General features: G+C 34.9%; 16 protein-coding genes. 9 read left to right on the top strand and 7 right to left on the bottom strand.

Going from position 1 to position 18,470, the window contains the following annotated elements; translation table 11 throughout:
- The first annotated feature begins 217 nt into the window (after positions 1-217).
- From AC3IS5_RS02085 to AC3IS5_RS02065, 5 genes are all read left to right on the top strand, one after another.
- Positions 218-1,915 carry a sigma-54 interaction domain-containing protein gene (locus tag AC3IS5_RS02085; RefSeq protein WP_489426364.1) on the top strand — a complete coding sequence of 566 codons (1,698 nt, stop codon included), beginning with the start codon at positions 218-220 and terminating at the stop codon, positions 1,913-1,915.
- Between the two features lie 93 nt (positions 1,916-2,008).
- On the top strand, positions 2,009-2,263 hold the full coding sequence (locus AC3IS5_RS02080) for a (2Fe-2S)-binding protein (RefSeq protein ID WP_489427801.1): 255 nt from the start codon (positions 2,009-2,011) through the stop codon (positions 2,261-2,263).
- Complete coding sequence (locus AC3IS5_RS02075; protein WP_489426363.1) at positions 2,260-2,598, top strand: (2Fe-2S)-binding protein; 339 nt, start codon at positions 2,260-2,262, stop codon at positions 2,596-2,598. The genes AC3IS5_RS02080 and AC3IS5_RS02075 overlap by 4 nt, the downstream gene beginning before the upstream one ends.
- The gene (locus AC3IS5_RS02070) at positions 2,591-3,814 is read left to right on the top strand and encodes an NAD(P)/FAD-dependent oxidoreductase (RefSeq protein WP_489426362.1); all 1,224 of its coding nucleotides are present in this window, start codon (positions 2,591-2,593) and stop codon (positions 3,812-3,814) included. Before AC3IS5_RS02075 ends, AC3IS5_RS02070 begins: the two co-directional genes overlap by 8 nt.
- A 400-nt stretch (positions 3,815-4,214) precedes the next feature.
- Positions 4,215-5,768: an alanine/glycine:cation symporter family protein gene (locus AC3IS5_RS02065; protein WP_489426361.1), complete on the top strand. Its 1,554-nt coding sequence runs from the start codon at positions 4,215-4,217 to the stop codon at positions 5,766-5,768.
- A 152-nt stretch (positions 5,769-5,920) separates the two neighbouring features.
- Here the strand turns inward: AC3IS5_RS02065 and AC3IS5_RS02060 are convergent, their stop codons facing one another.
- The gene (locus tag AC3IS5_RS02060) at positions 5,921-7,849 is read right to left on the bottom strand and encodes an acyltransferase family protein (RefSeq protein ID WP_489426360.1); all 1,929 of its coding nucleotides are present in this window, start codon (positions 7,847-7,849) and stop codon (positions 5,921-5,923) included.
- A gap of 1,032 nt (positions 7,850-8,881) precedes the next feature.
- Here AC3IS5_RS02060 and AC3IS5_RS02055 point away from each other — a divergent pair.
- Entirely contained in the window at positions 8,882-10,504 is a 1,623-nt protein-coding gene (locus AC3IS5_RS02055) for an N-acetylmuramoyl-L-alanine amidase family protein (RefSeq protein WP_489426359.1), read from the top strand.
- 51 nt (positions 10,505-10,555) lie between these two features.
- Here the strand turns inward: AC3IS5_RS02055 and AC3IS5_RS02050 are convergent, their stop codons facing one another.
- The 4 genes from AC3IS5_RS02050 to AC3IS5_RS02035 all read right to left on the bottom strand — a co-directional run bounded on the left by AC3IS5_RS02050 (position 10,556) and on the right by AC3IS5_RS02035 (position 13,532).
- Positions 10,556-10,741 (bottom strand): hypothetical protein, encoded by a 186-nt coding sequence (locus AC3IS5_RS02050; RefSeq protein WP_489426358.1) that lies wholly within the window; start codon positions 10,739-10,741, stop codon positions 10,556-10,558.
- 198 nt (positions 10,742-10,939) lie between these two features.
- Positions 10,940-11,968 carry an LLM class flavin-dependent oxidoreductase gene (locus AC3IS5_RS02045; protein ID WP_489426357.1) on the bottom strand — a complete coding sequence of 343 codons (1,029 nt, stop codon included), beginning with the start codon at positions 11,966-11,968 and terminating at the stop codon, positions 10,940-10,942.
- Between the two features lie 115 nt (positions 11,969-12,083).
- Complete coding sequence (locus AC3IS5_RS02040) at positions 12,084-12,488, bottom strand: MerR family transcriptional regulator (RefSeq protein WP_489426356.1); 405 nt, start codon at positions 12,486-12,488, stop codon at positions 12,084-12,086.
- A 474-nt stretch (positions 12,489-12,962) separates the two neighbouring features.
- On the bottom strand, positions 12,963-13,532 hold the full coding sequence (locus AC3IS5_RS02035; RefSeq protein ID WP_489426355.1) for a manganese efflux pump: 570 nt from the start codon (positions 13,530-13,532) through the stop codon (positions 12,963-12,965).
- A gap of 348 nt (positions 13,533-13,880) precedes the next feature.
- Here AC3IS5_RS02035 and AC3IS5_RS02030 point away from each other — a divergent pair, with 348 nt between their 5' ends.
- The gene (locus AC3IS5_RS02030) at positions 13,881-14,597 is read left to right on the top strand and encodes a 3-ketoacyl-ACP reductase (protein WP_489426354.1); all 717 of its coding nucleotides are present in this window, start codon (positions 13,881-13,883) and stop codon (positions 14,595-14,597) included.
- 107 nt (positions 14,598-14,704) lie between these two features.
- Here the strand turns inward: AC3IS5_RS02030 and AC3IS5_RS02025 are convergent, their stop codons facing one another.
- Positions 14,705-14,869, bottom strand: coding sequence for a hypothetical protein (locus tag AC3IS5_RS02025; protein ID WP_489426353.1), 165 nt, complete (start codon positions 14,867-14,869; stop codon positions 14,705-14,707).
- Positions 14,870-15,465: 596 nt separating this feature from the next.
- Here AC3IS5_RS02025 and AC3IS5_RS02020 point away from each other — a divergent pair.
- A complete protein-coding gene (locus AC3IS5_RS02020) occupies positions 15,466-16,863 on the top strand; it encodes an alanine/glycine:cation symporter family protein (protein ID WP_489426352.1) in 1,398 nt (465 codons plus the stop codon).
- Between the two features lie 277 nt (positions 16,864-17,140).
- Here AC3IS5_RS02020 and AC3IS5_RS02015 read toward each other — a convergent pair whose 3' ends face one another.
- Entirely contained in the window at positions 17,141-17,419 is a 279-nt protein-coding gene (locus tag AC3IS5_RS02015) for a hypothetical protein (protein WP_489426351.1), read from the bottom strand.
- A gap of 176 nt (positions 17,420-17,595) precedes the next feature.
- On the opposite strand from AC3IS5_RS02015, the gene AC3IS5_RS02010 reads away from it, so the two are divergent.
- A complete protein-coding gene (locus AC3IS5_RS02010; RefSeq protein WP_489426350.1) occupies positions 17,596-18,441 on the top strand; it encodes a DUF2268 domain-containing putative Zn-dependent protease in 846 nt (281 codons plus the stop codon).
- Positions 18,442-18,470 lie beyond the last annotated feature (29 nt).

The following is an 18,470-nucleotide window of genomic DNA, read 5'->3' as shown; positions in this document are numbered from 1 at the left end:
TTAATTAGTATTAAAAACCGCTCTATATCAGTTGGATTGAATTATCTATTTAGCATTCAGCTTATTTGATTGCTAAAGTACAATCATTATAAATATGAAACAACCAATTTTTAGCGAAACTTTTAGAATAGTTGGATTAACTTTCTATTTTTTCTTATATTGTGTAAAATAAATTAGACAATTCTAATTTATTTTACAATTAAGGTAGGGGATATTTATGAATAATGAACAAAAATTACTTCTTAAGCTCTTATCAAAAAACTTTTCAATTCTTGATTCAAAAGAACTTTTAACCTCTTCATTACAAACTAATTCCTCAGAACAAACTTTTTTTCGTAATGATACTGGGGAAATATTTATTAAATTAGATAATTCACAGATCTTTTGCGATATCTTTTCTTTTGATACTCCGATGCCAACTATTCTTAATGCTTGTAAGCATAATAAGCCTTTTTTATTTACTATGGATGATGAAATTATCGGCTATACTACTAGCACTCTATTACTTTCTAATTTATTTACAGAGCACATAAAGGCTAATATATTTTTTGATACGATTTTAAATACGATTGATGAATCTTGCACAGTTATTGATGAAAATCAGAACATATTATATTGGACAAAAGGTGCAGAGGAGTTATTTACGTTAAAGGAACGTGATGTATTAGGTCGACCTATCACTGATTTTTTCCAGGCTGAACACCTCGAAATTCTAAATTCATTGCAAAAAGGTACATCTATTCAACACGCTCAGCATCAGCCACGAGAAGATTTAGTGGTACTAATTAATTCAAATCCAGTAATTTGGCAAGATACTATAATTGGAGCAGTTGTCTCAGAAGCGAATATTACAAATCAAATTCGTTTAAATAATGAGCTTTACGAGACTTCAGAAAAATTATTCTCTCTAGAAGAAGCAGTAAGAAAAGTAAAAAACGCTGATAATCCCTTCACTTACATAAAAGGAAATAGCCCTACACTAAAAAAGACATTAGATAGAGTAAAAAAGGCTGCTACAACACATGCCAACATTTTGATTAATGGTGAAAGCGGTGTCGGAAAAGAGTTATTTGCTAAAGCCATTCACACTATTAGAGAAGATGATAAAGCTCCGTTTATAGCTATTAACTGTGGTGCCATTCCACCAGGACTATTTGAAAGTGAAATCTTTGGTTATGAAAAAGGGGCATTTTCTGGAGCAGATCAAAAAGGGAAAAAAGGAAAAGTAGAACTTGCAAAGGGCGGAACATTGTTTTTAGATGAAATCGGTGAAATGCCACTCGATATGCAGGTTAAAATCTTACGGCTTCTGCAAGAAAAGAAATTCTATCCTGTTGGGGGAACAAAGGAAATTGAAGTTGATTTTCATGTTGTTGCAGCTACTAACCGTGATCTTATGGAGCTTATAAAAGAAGGAAAGTTTAGAGAAGATTTATATTATCGCTTAAACGTAGTCAACATTAAAATTCCTGCTCTACGTGAAAGAATCAGCGACATAATCGAATTAACCCATTATTTCTTATATGAAATTTCTATTAAGTACAACCGCCCTGTTCACGGTATTTCTCAAGACATACTACAAAATCTAATGGACTACTCATGGCCAGGAAATATTCGTGAACTAAAAAACGTCGTTGAAAGACTTGTTGTATTCTCTGATAACGGAATAATAAAATCTGAGGACTTACCAATCGAGTTACATGCTCCCTCCCCTACCAATAGTAAAAAAGAGGAGAGCGATTCTTTGAAACAATACGATTCCTTCCCCTTGAATCTTCAATTACAGGAATACGAAAAAGATATATTACTTAAAGAGTTACATAAAGCCGATGGGAATAAAAATACATGTGCAAAAAATCTTGGTATCACCCGCGCTACACTTTACAACCGTCTCAATAAATTAGGCATAAAATAACTATTGTTGATTTTTGGCATAGTTCTTGCATTTATTTTTAAGAATATATTGCAAACATTTTTGAAAGTGGTGAGCTTATTGTCAGAAAACAACATGATAATTTGTAGATGTGAAGAAGTAACATACGGGGAATTGGTCGAAACAGCAACAACCTACGATTGCACAGCCCGCGAACTAAAGCTCCGCACTAGAGCTGGTATGGGCTACTGTGGAGGTAGAACATGCCGCAATTTGGTCGACAGTATAGCTAATAAAGTTCAACCGCGAAACGAGAAACAAGTTTCCTTAAAATATCAGCCACCCATTCGTCCAATTCACTTTGGAGACTTAGGAGGTGTAAATAAATGACAATGCGTATTATAGATCACCCGGTATTAGGGCGATTAAATGACTTAAAAACAATTTCATTTACTTATAACGGTGAAACACTAACAGGTTTATTAGGAGAATCTATTGCTGCTGCTTTATTGGCAAACGGTATTCGTACAATCCGTTATCACGAGGAGAGCGGGACACCACGAGGTATTTACTGCAATATTGGACATTGTTTCGAATGCAGAGTACATGTTAACGGCCAACAAGGAGTACGTGCATGTTTAACACCTTTAGAGGAGAATATGGACATCATAAGTGGTGGAAAATTACCGACACCTGTTCGTGATTGGAGGGCTAATAATGAATAATGCTATCGTAATCGGTGCAGGGCCAGCAGGCTTATCTGGGGCTATCTCCATGGCACAACAAGGATTAAAAGTAACTGTCATTGATGAATATATGAAAGCAGGTGGTAGATTACTTGGTCAATTATACGAAGAACCAACAGGTGGCTGGTGGAATGGCGTCAAGGAATCCGCAAACCTTTACAATAGCGCACTAGCATTAGGTGTTGATTTTAAATTAAGTACTCCAGTCTCTAATATTGAAAAAATTGATAGCCAGTGGGTTGTATATACTAATGAACATACCTATACAACACCAAATTTATTATTAGCGACAGGTGCTGCTGAATCGGCAATCCCTATACCTGGGTGGACGCTACCAGGTGTAATGTCTGTAGGCGCTGCTCAAGTTATGACAAATGTTCATCGTGTTAAACCAGGGAATAAAGGCGTGATCGTAGGTGTCAATGTACTTTCTTCTGCGATTGCAATGGAGTTAAAAATAGCAAATATAGAAGTTGCATGTATTGCCTTACCTAAGCTAACAAAGGTAACGGAGGAAACTGGGAATCCTCTAGCCGTTATGAATTCCTTATTAAATGTGGCACATATGGCTCCTTCCCAATTAGTAAAAATGGGAAGTAAATTAATGAAAAATGATTTTCTAAAAAAAATGGGCATCACCTTCTATCCTAAAAAAGGCATGAAAATGTGGGATATTCCAATTATGCTTCGTAAAGCTGTTATTGAGATTTATGGTAATAATTCTGTAGAAGGTGTTGTCCTAGCAGATATTAGTCCATCAGGCGAAATAATCCCTGGTACAGAAACAAAAATTAGTGCTGATTTTGTCTGCATCGCTGGTGGCTTATATCCTTTAGCAGAATTAGCTGCTTTAGCAGGCTGTCCATTCCATTGGATTGAAGAACTTGGTGGCTATGTTCCCCTACATAATGAGACGATGGAAACGGTTCTAGATGGCCTTTACGTAGCTGGCAATATCACAGGGATTGAAGGTGCTAAAATTGCTATTAAACAAGGACATTTAGCGGGTTTAACAATTGCCAATAAAAATTATAATGGCAATCTAGAACAAGAGATACAAGATGCGCTTAAACAATTGAACTCAACTAGAGAAAATGCATTTATTCAATTCCACCCGGATATCAACATTGGAAAGCGAAAATTACAGCAATACTGGATAAAACATCAACAGGATATAAAACTAGTAAAAAATTAAAAAAAAAGAGCTCCTCCATTTGAAGTTTAGCTTAACAAATGGAGTGGCTCTTTTTTTATTTTCAAAGTAACCCCAAAAAATCTTGGCACAGAAATTGCATTAACTATATCTCAAGTAGGAATTATTTATTTTGATTAAGAAAGGACCGTGAATATATTCCAACAGTAAATCTCAACCACTACTATCCTATGTCAACTGAACTTACTTTTACAAAGGAGGCAATTTTGAATAAGTACTTTATTCCTTCATCTATTTTATTACTAAGAAATTATCTAGTTCACCAAATAACTATGTAGAGTTATACATCATGATGCTTCGATCATATACGCCACTAATGCAGCCATTGGTATCAATTATTTATTGTTTTAAATTCTATTTACAATCATGAGGGGGAGTCAAGATGGAGACTATCGTAACTTGGTTAGCAGATCAGGTATGGAGTACAGGACTAGTTATATTTGCTTTAGGTGCAGGTTTATTTTTTACGGTTATGACAAAGTTTGTACAGTTTAGATACTTCAAAGAAATGATAATGCTACTATTTGAAGGTAAAAATTCTGAACATGGCATTTCTTCTTTCCAAGCTTTCTGTTTAGCTTTATCAGGAAGGGTTGGTATTGGGAATATTGCAGGTGTGGCTACAGCAATCGCGTTTGGTGGACCAGGTGCAGTATTCTGGATGTGGGTTATGGCTTTACTCGGGGGTGCCAGTGCTTTTATCGAATCTACACTTGCTCAAGTTTATAAAAGTAAAATAGGTACTCAATATCGCGGGGGAACACCTTACTTTATTGAAAAAGGATTGAAGATTAAGTGGTTTGCGATATTAGTTGCTATTGTTGTGACAATATCTTATGGTATCTTACTGCCAGGCATTCAATCAAACAGTATTGCATCAGGTTTTGAAAACGTTTTCGGTATCAATAAAAATGTTTCTGGTCTTATTATCGTAGTGCTTTTAGGGTTTATCATTTTCGGTGGTGTTAAACGTATTGCAACAGTTGCTGACAAAGCAGTTCCTTTTATGGCTATCGGTTATGTAGCAGTGACACTTATTGTATTATTTGCTAACTTTTCAGAAATTCCAGCTATGTTCTCTCTTATCATCTCAAGTGCATTTGGTGCACATGAAGCATTTGGTGGTATTGTAGGAGCGGCCATTTCATGGGGTGTCCGTAGAGCGGTATTCTCAAACGTAGCAGGTGTTGGCGAGGCAACTTATAGTTCTGCAGCAGCTGAAGTATCTCACCCTGCTAAGCAAGGTCTTGTACAAGCATTTTCTGTATATATTGATACAATTGTCGTCTGTACAGCAACAGCCTTTATGATATTGATTTCAGGTATGTATAGCGTAACACCTGAAGGTAAGGCACCAATTGTAGATAATATGAAAGGAATCGATGCAGGCCCTATTTATACACAATCCGCTGTAGAGGCCGTATTACCAGGGTTCGGAGGCATATTCATATCAATTGCAATATTCTTCTTTGCTTTCACGACTTTAATGGCCTATTACTATATCGCTGAAACAACATTAGTATATTTAGACAAACACACAAAATTCCGTTGGCTAAATTTTGTGTTGAAAATTGGATTATTAGGTATGGTCTATATTGGAAGTGTAGAATCTGTTTCCTTCATTTGGGCATTAGGTGATTTAGGTATCGGAAGTATGGCTTGGCTTAATTTAGCCGCTATTTTGTTACTTTCTAAGCCCGCCTTAAAAGTATTGAAAGACTATGATAGTCAGAAAAAAGCTGGTTTGGATCCGATATTTGATCCAAGAAAAGTTGGTATTGAAAATGCTGATTTTTGGATTAATAAATGTGATGAACTGAATAGTAAAAATGGATTGACTGCAATGCTCGATCCTAAGGAAGCTGTTATTGAGCATGCCAATTCATTAATTAATAAAGAAGATAAAGTAAAAAGTAAAACACCTCTCAACAAATAATGGCTCGATTCAAGAACATGTGTAGTTTATAACTTAACGTACTATTATTGAATATCTATATCTATTTTTGCAAAAAGCCTCCAAAAGTTAGAACTTCAACTTTTGGAGGCTTTTTAATAATCTAGATATGCCGTTTTTTTATTTGTTAATTTTCACTTATCGTTCATAGATTGCGCTATAGCTTCGCGAACAATTGTGGCATAAAATTCCCCACCCTTTTCATTTGGATGAATCATATCTGGATAGAAGATGTCTTTACCAGTATTTGTTTCGCTATACCAATCTACTAATGTTACATTATTATTTTTTCTTGCAGCTTCACTTAATTTTTTATTTACCCCGTCTTGCCAATCCCTCGGCAACCTTGTATTTATCAAGTAAATTGTACGTTCCTTGCCAATGGCTTTTAATAACGCATCTAATTGTGTTGTACTAAAATCACCATTAGAGCCAAGACCTATCACAACAACTTGTCCAAGTTTACCTTCGCTTTTTAAATCCGTCACAACTTTCGAAGCATCATATACTTGACGACCTATTTGTGCATCAACAATAATTTGAGGTATTTTCTTCTGTAACTCCGTAGCAGCACTTAACATAACCGAATCACCAATTGCACTAACTGTTATATCGATTGGTATTTCCTGTTCCTTTTTAGCCTTTTCCCTTTCTAAAGCTTCAACTTGTTCTTTTGCTGCTTCAGCTTTCGCCTTCGCTTCTTCGCGTCTCTCTTCTTCCTCTTGATTCATTCTCTCTTCATTAGCTTTCTCTGCTTCTATACTCTGTTCTTGTTGTACTTTTTCGAGTTTTTTTTGTTCTGCTATTAAATGTTCTTCCAATTGTTCACTCGCAGACTGCTTAGTTGGCGTGAAAATCATCCCTAGAATGAAAATAATCAGTACACAGCCACCTATTGCTGAGCCAATACGATAAGGTAATTCCCATTGAGACCAAGACCATGACCATTCTTTCGATTGAAAATTTCTTAGCCATATCCGCCATTGACCTCTGCGAATCGGGTCCTCCACAAATCGCCAAGATAAACCAGCAAATAGTAGTGTTAAGCCAATAATGACCATCACTTTGAAAGAGCTAACATCCTCATATCCAACCCCTGCTCCCATTAAAACAATAATCGGGAAATGCCAAATATATATACCGTAAGAGCGTACCCCTATCCAAATAAGAGGTTTAAAACTAAATAGATTTCCTATAAAACTTGCCGGATGAACTATAACTGCAATTAATATAGCAGTCACAACTGAAGCTAATAGCATACCGCCCATATATAAGAATGAACCTGTCTCATCCATCGTCATCATCATCAATACTAATAAAGCAAAACTAATGATTCCTACAATGTTAAGAAGTTTTTTTGCATCATCCGTGACATTTTTAGCTAGCTTCCTACTTGGCCATACAAATGCCAATGCTGCTCCTATTAATACTGAAAATGCTCGAGTATCTGTGCCATAATAAACGCGACTAGGATCTATACCTGGTTCATACATTACTAACATTAAAATAGCAGATACAAGTGCCCCTATGAAAATACCTATTGCAAGATTTCCTCTATTCTTAACTAACTTCAAACCAATCATCATAATAATTGGCCATAATATGTAAAATTGTTCCTCTACTGCAAGTGACCACATATGTTGCAACGGGGATGGCGGAGCAAACGATGTAAAATACGAATGATCTTGTGCTATGTAAAACCAGTTGCTAACATATAATGCTGCCGCTACAATTTCTGAACGTAGCCCTACTAAAAACGTTCTCTGGAAAAGCGTAATCCATGTACCAACTAGGATTAACATGATAAATAATGCTGGGATTAACCTTCTAAATCGCCGGATCCAGAATCCTTTCAGATCAATCCTGCCTGTTTTTTCCCATTCATTTACTAGTAAATCTGTTATTAAATAACCTGACAAAACAAAGAAAATGGTTACACCTAAATATCCACCGTCTACTGACTTAAAATGTAGATGATATAAGACGACCGCCAACACTGACAAAGCCCTTAGTCCGTCCAAACCACTTATATATCTGCGATTATCTTTTACTGGCTTTGGCATTACACTACCCCCTAAATACGCACTACTGTTTTCTATTTATATTTGACGAATTAATCAATAGAATAGTTTTTAAAATATAGTTTTTTCTGCAAAAAATATAATAATTTATTAGTTAAATCTTATTACTTCTATACTGCTCCTAGCATTTTATAGCAAACTCTCTATTTATTCATAAATATAACTACTTAATTTCAAAAAGTACTTTCTCCTATTTATTTTCAAATTAAACCCAATAAAAAACTACCTTTCCGATTTACTTTAAAGTAAATCTAAAAGGCAGCTTTTTATAGATTTAGAGCTCATTTTGGTATGTTTTTTTAAATTATGATATGTATAAAGCCCAAAACCCGGAATAACTTACCAATAATAATATAGTGCGAATTTATCTATAATGTAGTATGTTAAAAAGTAACGTATGTAATCTACATGTTAAATATGAATCCATTATTATATATAGTCTAAAAACCCATTACACTTTCCATATTTCACTAGCAATTCCATAGATTCATTGTACTTTAGCTCCTACCCTATTATTATTAAAATATTTCCTTTTCGCGTTAAAGTACAACCGCGATATTGACTTTTGTTTAACATATCTCTCTTTTTCCAATGCACTGCACTTTGATTTTATAAGCCCAGATACGATACCTTAAGACCTCTACTACCACGCAAAAAAACTAATTTTGTATATTTTTTCAGGTACTTTTAATACTTCAGCAAGCCTCTCAAACCTTCTATATTATTTCAGAAAAATAGATATTTTCATAAAAGACATTTAAATCAAATGATTCTATTTACTTACCAAAAATTCCAGATTAAGAACAATACTTTAGTCACTTATTTATATTTAATTGGTTATATGGATTCATTTTTACATATCATATTCGAATGTGATTTAATAGTTATATATAGATTAATTTTATTAAAAAACCATTACATTTAAGTAACAAATAATATAAAATTCTCACGTTTCATTTAAAATACGCCTTTTTTACTAAATAAGCATTAATATAGCGAATGAGGAGGTATAGAATGAAAAATACTAGATTCAAATTCATGTTTTTACTTCTCCTATGTAGCATATTAATCATTCCTTCCTTTGTCGGTGCAAGACAAGCAAACGCCGCATCAACCGTCACTATGAAAGTGAATGCTGAATCACTCAATATGCGATCAGGTCCAAGTACGAACTACAAAGTTGTGAAAGTTTTAAAAAAAGGCAACAAGGTAACAAAGATTTCTACTAAGGGTACTTGGACAAAAGTGAAATCTATCAATACAACAGGTTGGGTTTCTTCTAAGTATGTTGAGAAAGTCTCAACGACAGCAACGTCCAGTACTACAAAAAAAGCCGTCGCTACAGTAAGTAATTTAAACATTCGTAGCGGAGCTGGTACTTCGTATAAAAGTCTTGGTAAGTTATCTAAAGGAACATCAGGAACAGTCATCGCTGAAAAAAATGACTGGGTACAAATCAAAACGAGTAAGTATACAGGATGGGTTAGTAAATCGTATGTCTCTATTACGACTAAGAAAAGCACATCTACTGGCAGTTCAAATGATTCAACAGTAAAACCAGCAGCAACTCCAACTGCTAATGTTGGTAAATATTTTACCGTAAAAGTTGATTCATTAAATGTTCGAAAAAGTGCTTCAGCTAGTTCCACAAAACTAGCAGTAATTAAAAAAAATAGCTCATATAAAATTCTTGCACAGTCTAGTAATAATTGGGTTAAAATTACATACGCTACAGGCAAAACAGGTTGGGTTTCTGCAAGTACTAGCTATGGTAAAATCACAAAAACAAAGCCAACAACCACTTCATCGAATGGTAATTCAAATACAGGGACAGTAGTACCTTCAACTGATATCGGAAAATACTTTACTATTACAGCTGATTCTTTAAACGTTCGTAAAAGTGCTTCAGCAACTGCAACAAAATTGAGCGCTGTTAAATATGGCAGTTCATTTAAGATTTTGGATAAATCGAGCAATAACTGGATTAAAATTACATATGCTACAGGTAAAACCGGTTGGGTTTCTGGTAGCTACGGTAAAATCACAAAATCTAAACCTACAAAGCCTGTATCAAATGATGGGACAAATTCATCAGGTGGTTCTTTAAGTGGTAAGGTTATTGTCGTTGATGCAGGTCATGGAGGATCAGACTCAGGTTCTGTCGCAAACGGTGTACTAGAGAAAGATTTAAATCTTCAAGCTGCATTAGCTTTGCGATCAAAATTGCAAGCTGCGGGTGCTATAGTGAAAATGACACGAACTACGGACATTTTCCCTACATTATATGACCGCGTTGCCTTTTCAAATATGATGAAGCCGGATGCTTTTATAAGTCTTCATCATGATTCTGCTACAGCTTCAGCTCGTGGTTTCAGCGTTCTATATACAAAAGGAAAAGACAGTACTCTTGCCTCGTACGTCAAACAGGGAATGAGCAGCTCACTACCGAACATGGTTAATCGCGGACACAAATACCAAAATTTGTATGTACTAAGAGAAAATCCACAAATCGGGGTCCTTGTTGAATTAGGTTTCATCACGAATCTGCAAGAAGTACAAACTTTAAAAACGGCTACTTTCCGTAATTCTGCCGCAAACGGAATTACAAATGGTTTGATAAATTATTTTAACAAGTAAATTAAAAAAGGAAACGCCTCTCTAATCAGAGGCGTTTCCTTTTTTGTCCTATTATTTATTTTTCTGTTTAAATGGTGATGTTTTATAGATAAAAAATGTAATCCCTGCAATGATGAATGCAATAATAAAATACTTATAAAATAGAAGTGTAACGAACAATTTCATAATTGACATACCAAATTTCAAAATAATAAATAGAAATAAAATAATCCCTAATAGTTTTAAGATAGGATTCACAGCTAACATACCCTTCGCATCAGCTTTTAAATCGCCGACTCTTTGTTAGTTATTATAGCATGTCTACTCAATTTAGCTCTTCTACTTCTTAGTATTACTTCACTTATCTAATGAAAACTATTTTTAATAATGCATTCACTATTAAATTAAAACCAAAAAGACTGCCCCTTCATAATGACGGAACAGCCCTTTTGAGATTTATATATATTTATTAACCCCTGGCATTATTTTAGTCGCTAGTAATTCTATTGACTTAGCTACTTCTTTGTAAGGAAGCGCACCGATGTCTAGCTGTGCTAAAAAGCGAGAATGACCTAGTAATTCATGCTGTTTTAATATCTTCTCAATAATTTCATCTGGTTCTCCAATAAACAAAGAGCCATCTGGGGATGTCATTTGATCATAATCTTCACGATCTAAGTGAAAAAACATATTACGTTGTTTGTTAACATATGTCCAATAATTATTAAAATAAGTATAAAATTTCTCTCTCGCTTGCTTTCCATCTTCAGTAAAATAACCATGACCCGTTATAGCTAATTGACACTGTTCTTTTGGATGGCCCGCTGCATTAAAAGCTGTTCTGTAATCCTCTACTAAAGGTACAAAACATTTTGGCTCATCTCCGAGAATAACAATTGCCATCCCTACCCCATAACGCCCAGCTCTTTTCGCACTTGCTGGTGTACCTCCCACACCAACCCATACAGGAATGGGATTTGTCGCTCGTGGGGAAATCTCTGCATTGGATAAGGCAGGACGGTGATTTCCTTTCCATGTAATAGTAGCTTCACTATTTAACTTTAAAAACAATTCAAGATGCTCTTCAAATAATTCGTTATATTGCTCAAGATTGTAACCAAACAATTGAAATGAATCTAATAAAGCTCCACGTCCTGCCATAATTTCCGCACGACCATTCGATAATAAATCTAAAGTTGCAAAATCTTCATATAATCGAACTGGATCTACAGTACTAAGGACGGTTGTTGCACTTGTTAACTTTATATTTTTTGTCTGCTGAGAAATTGCACTTAATACTACTGGCACTGAAGAAATTGCATAATCAAGTCGATGATGCTCACCTACTCCAAATACTTGAAGTCCAACTTCATCCGCAAGTTTTGCGGCTTGTAATATCTCTTGCAAACGGTCCTTTGCATTGCCCAACTTTCCTGTTTGAGGATCGACTCCTAAATCAGCAAAGGTATATACTCCAAACTCCATTTTGCCAACTCCTCATTGTGAGATTAGAATATGATTGATAGATGAATCTGTTACTTTAAAATCCTTTTTATTTTGTAAACCTCTTCTCCTACACTACAAAATGCTCTACATAGGATTACTTTAACTGATTTAATTCCAACATCATTGTTGTAATTTTATTTTTTTTATGGTGAAGTTCTTGTTCTTCTTTTAGTACGGATTCTAGTTCCAGATCAAGGCTATTTAATAATCCTTGAATTAACTTTTCTGACCCGCAGCCATCAGTTCGCTTTAAATTGAATATTTCCTGTACATCCTTTAATGTAAATCCAATTAACTGCATCTCCTTAATTGCATGAAAATCATTAATATCTTTTACTGAATAATCCCTTATTCCATTGATCCAATCCGGTTTCACTAAATCCAATTCCTCATAGTAGCGAACTGTATCCTTTGTCGTATTCACTTGTTTTATGAATTCACTAATTTTCACTGCTTCAGCCCCTAAAAAAGTAATTGGTTGACGTGGGGTTAACCCCATATTCTATCCTTTAATAAATATGAAAGGATGGATGAAATTGGTTAGTAGTTTAATAATAATATTATATTCTATGGTATGCATTATTGGCTTGGTTGCCTTAATAATTGGAAATTTAAAACAGAGCATAACAGTTAGTATTTCTCAAAAGATTTCGCTGACTTTTTTCGCAATAAGTCACCTCTTCTTTTTAGCTTTAGGCATAATAACCTTATTTAGTGCTTTGTCCTTCACCTGGTTAGTTGCAACTGGATTCCTAATATTTGTATCAAGAATACTTAATGGCCTAGCTCTTTATGGGAAGAATAATTGGCGACATTATATAATCACTGGAACTATTTTATTTTTAATTCTCTTACTTTATTTAATGGACTTATAGTTCTTTTATTTAAAGTGTATTTGTCACCTACATTTAGCATTCAAATAAACTCATAAAAAATCGCCCTAAATCCAATTAGATTTAGGGCGTCCTTGTAGTCAAATGAACATCTCAAATATCCCGATACAGATAAGCAATAATCCTGAAAGCACAGTGGAATATTTACTAATAAAAGTATTGGTTAATAATGAGCCAAAATGGTTACCTACTCCAATCGTAATTAGTGAAAATAAACCAATTGATACAACTGTCCATATAGCTGAAATACCATTGGCACCAATCCCTATCCCTCCTGCAAGACAGTTTGCAGATAGAGCCAACCCTAGAGGCATCGATTCTTTAATAGAAATAATTCGATTCATATCTCTATCCATTGTTTCAGGATTTTTCAAAGATTCCTGATTTTTGAACCTTGAGGACAATAGAGTCCAAAGCCCAATTCCACACAACAAAAAGCTCCCTATAAGGCTAGCGCTATGGGTCGAAATATATCTGGTCACCTCAGAACCCGCGATTACCGCTATATACGTTATGACCATCGCCATAAACGCAATAGTAATGTTTGAAATCATAGGGATTTTTGTTTGTTTAACCCCATAAGCTAGACCAATGCCTAAGTTGTCTAGATTAGCTGCAACCCCCATAAGTAGAATGGTAACCCAATGCATAATGACCTCCTTGTAACGATACACTCATTCTTTAAATCATATGCATAAATAATTAAAGGGTGCATTTAAATGAATTTGAATGCGCCCTTCCATATAAAACATCAATACTAAAATTCACATCCACGTTATGATTTTATATAAATCATTTGTTTAGCTGCGCAAGTTTCTGCTACAAAGCAACTGATTAGTTTTAGTTGAAGTACATAACTATATTTTCGTAATCATTTTACAGTGTGTTAGACAACGCCTACAAAGCAAAATGATATACATTTACGTTCGGTCAAGGTACCATATATGAATACTAAATTAAAATTTGTACAATCTTATAATTAGTAGGGAGAGATATAGATGCAAAATATTAATGGTAAAACAGCGCTTATAACTGGTGGAGGACGTGGAATTGGCCGTTCTACGGCAATTGCTTTCGCAAAAGAAGGCATTAACATTGGCTTAATTGGACGTACTCTTGAAAATTTAGAAAATGTAGTGGCTGAACTAAAAGAATATGGAGTGAAGGTAGCCATTGCAACTGGGGATGTATCGAATATCGATGAAGCAAATGCAGCAGTCGAAAAAATTCACGGGGAACTTGGTGCTATCGATATTTTAGTAAACAGCGCTGGTATTTCTAAATTCGGAAACTTCCTTGAACTAGATCCAGAAGAGTGGGCTAAAATCATCCAAGTAAATGTCATGGGCGTATATTACATAACACGTGCTGTTCTTCCAGAAATGATTGAACGCCAAACTGGTGATATCATTAATATCTCTTCAACAGCTGGTCAAAAAGGGGCACCTGTTACTAGTGCATACAGTGCTTCAAAAGCTGCTGTTATAGCTCTAAGTGAATCATTAATGCTTGAAGTAAGAAAACACAATATTCGTGTTAGTACCTTAACACCAAGCACTGTAGCTACTGATATGGCAGTCGAACTGAATTTAACTGATGGAAATCCAGATAAAGTAATGCAGCCGGAAGATATTGCAGACTTTATGGTTGCTCAACTTAAATTGCACCCAAGAGTTCTTCTAAAATCAGCTGGTTTATGGTCAACAAATCCATAAGTATTTGTATAAAAAAGAGAAACTCCTCACCTTTTTCATAAGATGAGGAGTTTCTTTTGATTTTCAGCTTATACTCTTACTAACCACTGCCCATGAGTAATGGGATTCTAAGACGGATTTATTTCAGAAGATGCAGTGTTAAAGGATGTTGACCTATTAGTTTGAGTTGCAGATGTATCGTAGGCAATCAGAGTTACACCCAATTTCTCTTCCATTTCATTAATTTCTCTCAATTGTTCATGATTAAGTTGTGCGTATTTATTTTCCTCCATCTAAACACTCATCCTTTCTGTAAATATAGTCTTTCCACGGAAAAATGGATTATGCAGAAGATAGATGATATGTAAAAGCAACCTTGCTAAGTATCTGCAAGGTTGCTTTAGATTTTCATTTTGAGCAAGAGTAAATTATTATCATTTAAAAAAGTAACTCTCTCTTACTTAGCAAATTAAGGACGCATATTTTTGAACGCTTCTAATTGTTCTCTTTTTCTTTTTCTGCAGCGAAATGCTCTATACTTGAAGTACCGAAAAAACCACAAATACCGTCCACTTTGTTAATCACATATTCAGCAACTGCTGGTTCCGCGATTGGTCCACCATCAACACATTATAGTGCTATAAAAATTAAACTTATTTAAATATGAAGAAAGACAAAATAAATTAGCGAGAATCATTACTATGGATTAAGCAACACTCGAAAGATAACTTTGTAATCAACATAAATCTAACTTTGCTCATGACTTTAATATTATTCATCAAATAAAAATATTAAGTCAAAGACTAACCGCACTTATTTTCCCTTTTAAGTTGATTGTTTATTAAAAAGTGTTATAAACTTAAAAGTATGCAATAAAGGAGGCAGATAAATGGAATGGATCGGGAATATAGTTGATGAAACAAATAATGTTTTATGGACATATATATTAATCGTATTACTACTAGGTGCTGGTTTGTATTTTACGATTGGGACTAAATTTGTACAGTTTCGTATGTTTGGCGAAATGTTCCGTTTAATAATGGAGAAAAAAGAAAAAGACGAGGGCGTTTCCGCGTTTCAGGCTTTTACTATTAGTACAGCTTCTCGTGTAGGTACAGGAAATATAACAGGAGTAGCACTAGCTATCGGGGTCGGTGGACCTGGAGCTATATTCTGGATGTGGATTATCGCCATTATCGGAATGGCTACCGCGTTTATTGAAAGTACACTTGCACAGGTTTACAAAGTAAGAGATGGAAAATCTTTCCGAGGCGGTCCTGCTTACTACATGGAAAAAGCGCTTGGCCAACGTAAATTGGCAATAGTTTTTAGTATTCTTTTAACTTTAAGCTTTGGTTTTATATTTAATGCGGTGCAGTCCAATACGATTGCTACTTCAGTTGGTGAAGCATTTAATATCAAACCTTATATCATTGGGATTGTATTAGTTGTGTTAACAGCTATGATTATTTTTGGTGGTGTACATAGAATTGTGAAAGTTACACAAGTAATTGTACCCGTTATGGCCATCTTCTATTTACTCATCGCTCTTTACGTTGTCGTGACTAATATTTCTGAAATCCCTTCAGTCTTCAACTTAATATTATCTGAGGCATTCGGCTTGAAAGAAGCAGCTGGAGGAGCTATAGGGGCTGCGATTATGCAAGGTGTACGTCGAGGCTTATTTTCAAATGAAGCTGGTATGGGTAGTGTACCTAATGCAGCTGCTACTGCAAGCACTTCACATCCGGCAAAACAAGGTCTCGTTCAAAGCCTAGGCGTATTCTTCGATACAATTGTTATTTGTTCCGCTACTGCTTTCATTATTATTTTGGCAGGTCTATATTCAACAGGACCAGATAACGGAATTGTCCTAACTCAAAATTCCTTCGCTGTACATGTAGGAAGTTGGGCTCCATACTTTATAGCAATTGCGATTATTTTCTTCGCATTTAGTTCGATTGTGGGAAATTACTATTATGGCGAAACAAATATCGAATTTATGAACGCACATAAAGGATGGTTAACTGGTTATCGTTTAGTAGTTCTAGGAATGGTCATGTTCGGTTCTGTAGCTCATGTATCACTTGTTTGGAACTTAGCCGATTTATTTATGGGACTAATGGCGATGTTAAATATCATCATCATTATCTTACTAGGAAAAGTAGCTTTCCGTGTATTGGATGACTTTACTAAACAACGTAAACAAGGGAAAAACCCATCGTTTTATGCAAAATCAATTCCGGGATTAAAAAATACGGAATGTTGGGAAGAAGAAGATAGATAAGAAACAAAAACGTGCAGCACTTGCTTGCACGTTTTTTTATGGAAAAATATTATTTTATATTATAAAGGTGCTTAAATACAAAAAAACTGCATCTCAATTGCCAGTTTACGCTTAACAATTGAGTGCAGTTCAATTTGCTCCCCATTTTATGGCTATATCGTTCAGCCAAAGCTAGTGTTTGCCCCATTTCCCTTATTAATTTGCAAGAAATCGATTAATGGCAGTTATACTATGCTTGTTAAATAGTGTAATTGGTTTGAGTAAGATAGAATATGTTTTACCAGAAGAATGCTGAAACTAATGCGATCCCAGCAATTGCACCAAGAGCTATACCAAATCCAGTTCCGAATCCACGTCCGAATCCACCTCTGAATCCAAAACCTTCTCCAAAGAATCCTAAACCAAATCCACCAAGACCTCTAGTAGGTCGAATCCAGACCATATCTCTATTAATTCTGGTAATTTCTCCTACATGAACTCTACCATCATGGCAATTAATCCTCACCATTCTTCCATGAAATCTACAACATTGATCATATATTTGATTCATTTTCATCCTCCTCCCACGACTATTTACATACAAGTATGCTCTGCTAGTATATGGGAGTGATAAATTATCGTAATGGACAATCGTCTAGTGAATAAAGGATTAGTAGCAAATTATATTTATGAAAAGCAATGAAGAATCCCAAACATATAATAAAAGACATCAAAACTAAAAGGAGGAGATATATGTCAGTGATAAAAACGCAACCTTGGCTTTATGAATTTATCGAACTATGTGAGGAGCAGTCTGGTAAAGGCGCATCTTACATACAATGTGAGACACTATGTGGACCGCTCGAAGGATTAAAGCCTAAAGCCAATCCAGAAGTCTGGCAATATGAACTTCAGAATTATGGACTTTTTGAGCCATATGAATGGACCGACTTAAAGAGCACCATGAAGGCGTTAGAAAATCAGAAAGTTTGGCAAATTGTCGAGCAAGAATATCAGTATTTACGGGGATTATGGAAGGGTCCAAAAGTTTCAATCTATATTTTCCCTATAAAAAACGCAAATATGAAATCAGGAAAACAAACACCAAATAAAAACGGTGTGGCCTATAGTGGGGCATTATTTTTATTTGTATCTGTAGATCTTCCAATAACAGAGCTAAAGGCTTTATTAGCCCATGAATATAACCATGTTTGTCGCATAAAACATTTAGATTTGGCTTCGAATAAAATTACGTTAAAAGATTCACTCATCATTGAAGGTCTTGGAGAATATGCAGTAAAAGATTTATATGGTGAAAAATGGCTTGGTCCTTGGGTTAATCTCTACTCATTTGAAGACGCTTCTGCTATATGGAAACGACGCTTTATACCTTCTTTAAATGTTCAAGACATAAATAATCATTACCCTTTTTTATATGGTAAATCTAGAGGCCCACTTCCAAAATGGATTGGTTATCATCTAGGCTTTCAGATTGTTGATAGCTATCAACAAAATCACGGTCCCTTTAAAAAAGGCGAGTTATATTATAAATCCTCTGACGAAATAATTGCCGGTTCCAAATTTGCAATTGATGAGTAACTATTAAATGCCATTTCCATTCTTTTTTT

This window comes from Viridibacillus sp. KH_047 (assembly GCF_057838945.1).
Note: the sequence above shows the minus strand (reverse complement) of the source record. Positions and strands in the feature narration are given on the sequence as shown.

Excerpts from the sequence above, each read along its gene's own strand:
- AC3IS5_RS02060 (WP_489426360.1), bottom strand. The coding sequence starts at position 7,849 with ATGCCAAAGCCAGTAAAAGATAATCGCAGATATATAAGTGGTTTGGAC.
- AC3IS5_RS02020 (WP_489426352.1), top strand. The coding sequence starts at position 15,466 with ATGGAATGGATCGGGAATATAGTTGATGAAACAAATAATGTTTTATGG.
- AC3IS5_RS02030 (WP_489426354.1), top strand. The coding sequence starts at position 13,881 with ATGCAAAATATTAATGGTAAAACAGCGCTTATAACTGGTGGAGGACGT.
- AC3IS5_RS02025 (WP_489426353.1), bottom strand. The coding sequence starts at position 14,869 with ATGGAGGAAAATAAATACGCACAACTTAATCATGAACAATTGAGAGAA.
- AC3IS5_RS02035 (WP_489426355.1), bottom strand. The coding sequence starts at position 13,532 with ATGCATTGGGTTACCATTCTACTTATGGGGGTTGCAGCTAATCTAGAC.
- AC3IS5_RS02010 (WP_489426350.1), top strand. The coding sequence starts at position 17,596 with ATGTCAGTGATAAAAACGCAACCTTGGCTTTATGAATTTATCGAACTA.
- AC3IS5_RS02065 (WP_489426361.1), top strand. The coding sequence starts at position 4,215 with ATGGAGACTATCGTAACTTGGTTAGCAGATCAGGTATGGAGTACAGGA.
- AC3IS5_RS02070 (WP_489426362.1), top strand. The coding sequence starts at position 2,591 with ATGAATAATGCTATCGTAATCGGTGCAGGGCCAGCAGGCTTATCTGGG.
- AC3IS5_RS02075 (WP_489426363.1), top strand. The coding sequence starts at position 2,260 with ATGACAATGCGTATTATAGATCACCCGGTATTAGGGCGATTAAATGAC.
- AC3IS5_RS02085 (WP_489426364.1), top strand. The coding sequence starts at position 218 with ATGAATAATGAACAAAAATTACTTCTTAAGCTCTTATCAAAAAACTTT.
- AC3IS5_RS02080 (WP_489427801.1), top strand. The coding sequence starts at position 2,009 with ATGATAATTTGTAGATGTGAAGAAGTAACATACGGGGAATTGGTCGAA.
- AC3IS5_RS02040 (WP_489426356.1), bottom strand. The coding sequence starts at position 12,488 with ATGGGGTTAACCCCACGTCAACCAATTACTTTTTTAGGGGCTGAAGCA.
- AC3IS5_RS02045 (WP_489426357.1), bottom strand. The coding sequence starts at position 11,968 with ATGGAGTTTGGAGTATATACCTTTGCTGATTTAGGAGTCGATCCTCAA.
- AC3IS5_RS02015 (WP_489426351.1), bottom strand. The coding sequence starts at position 17,419 with ATGAAAATGAATCAAATATATGATCAATGTTGTAGATTTCATGGAAGA.
- AC3IS5_RS02055 (WP_489426359.1), top strand. The coding sequence starts at position 8,882 with ATGAAAAATACTAGATTCAAATTCATGTTTTTACTTCTCCTATGTAGC.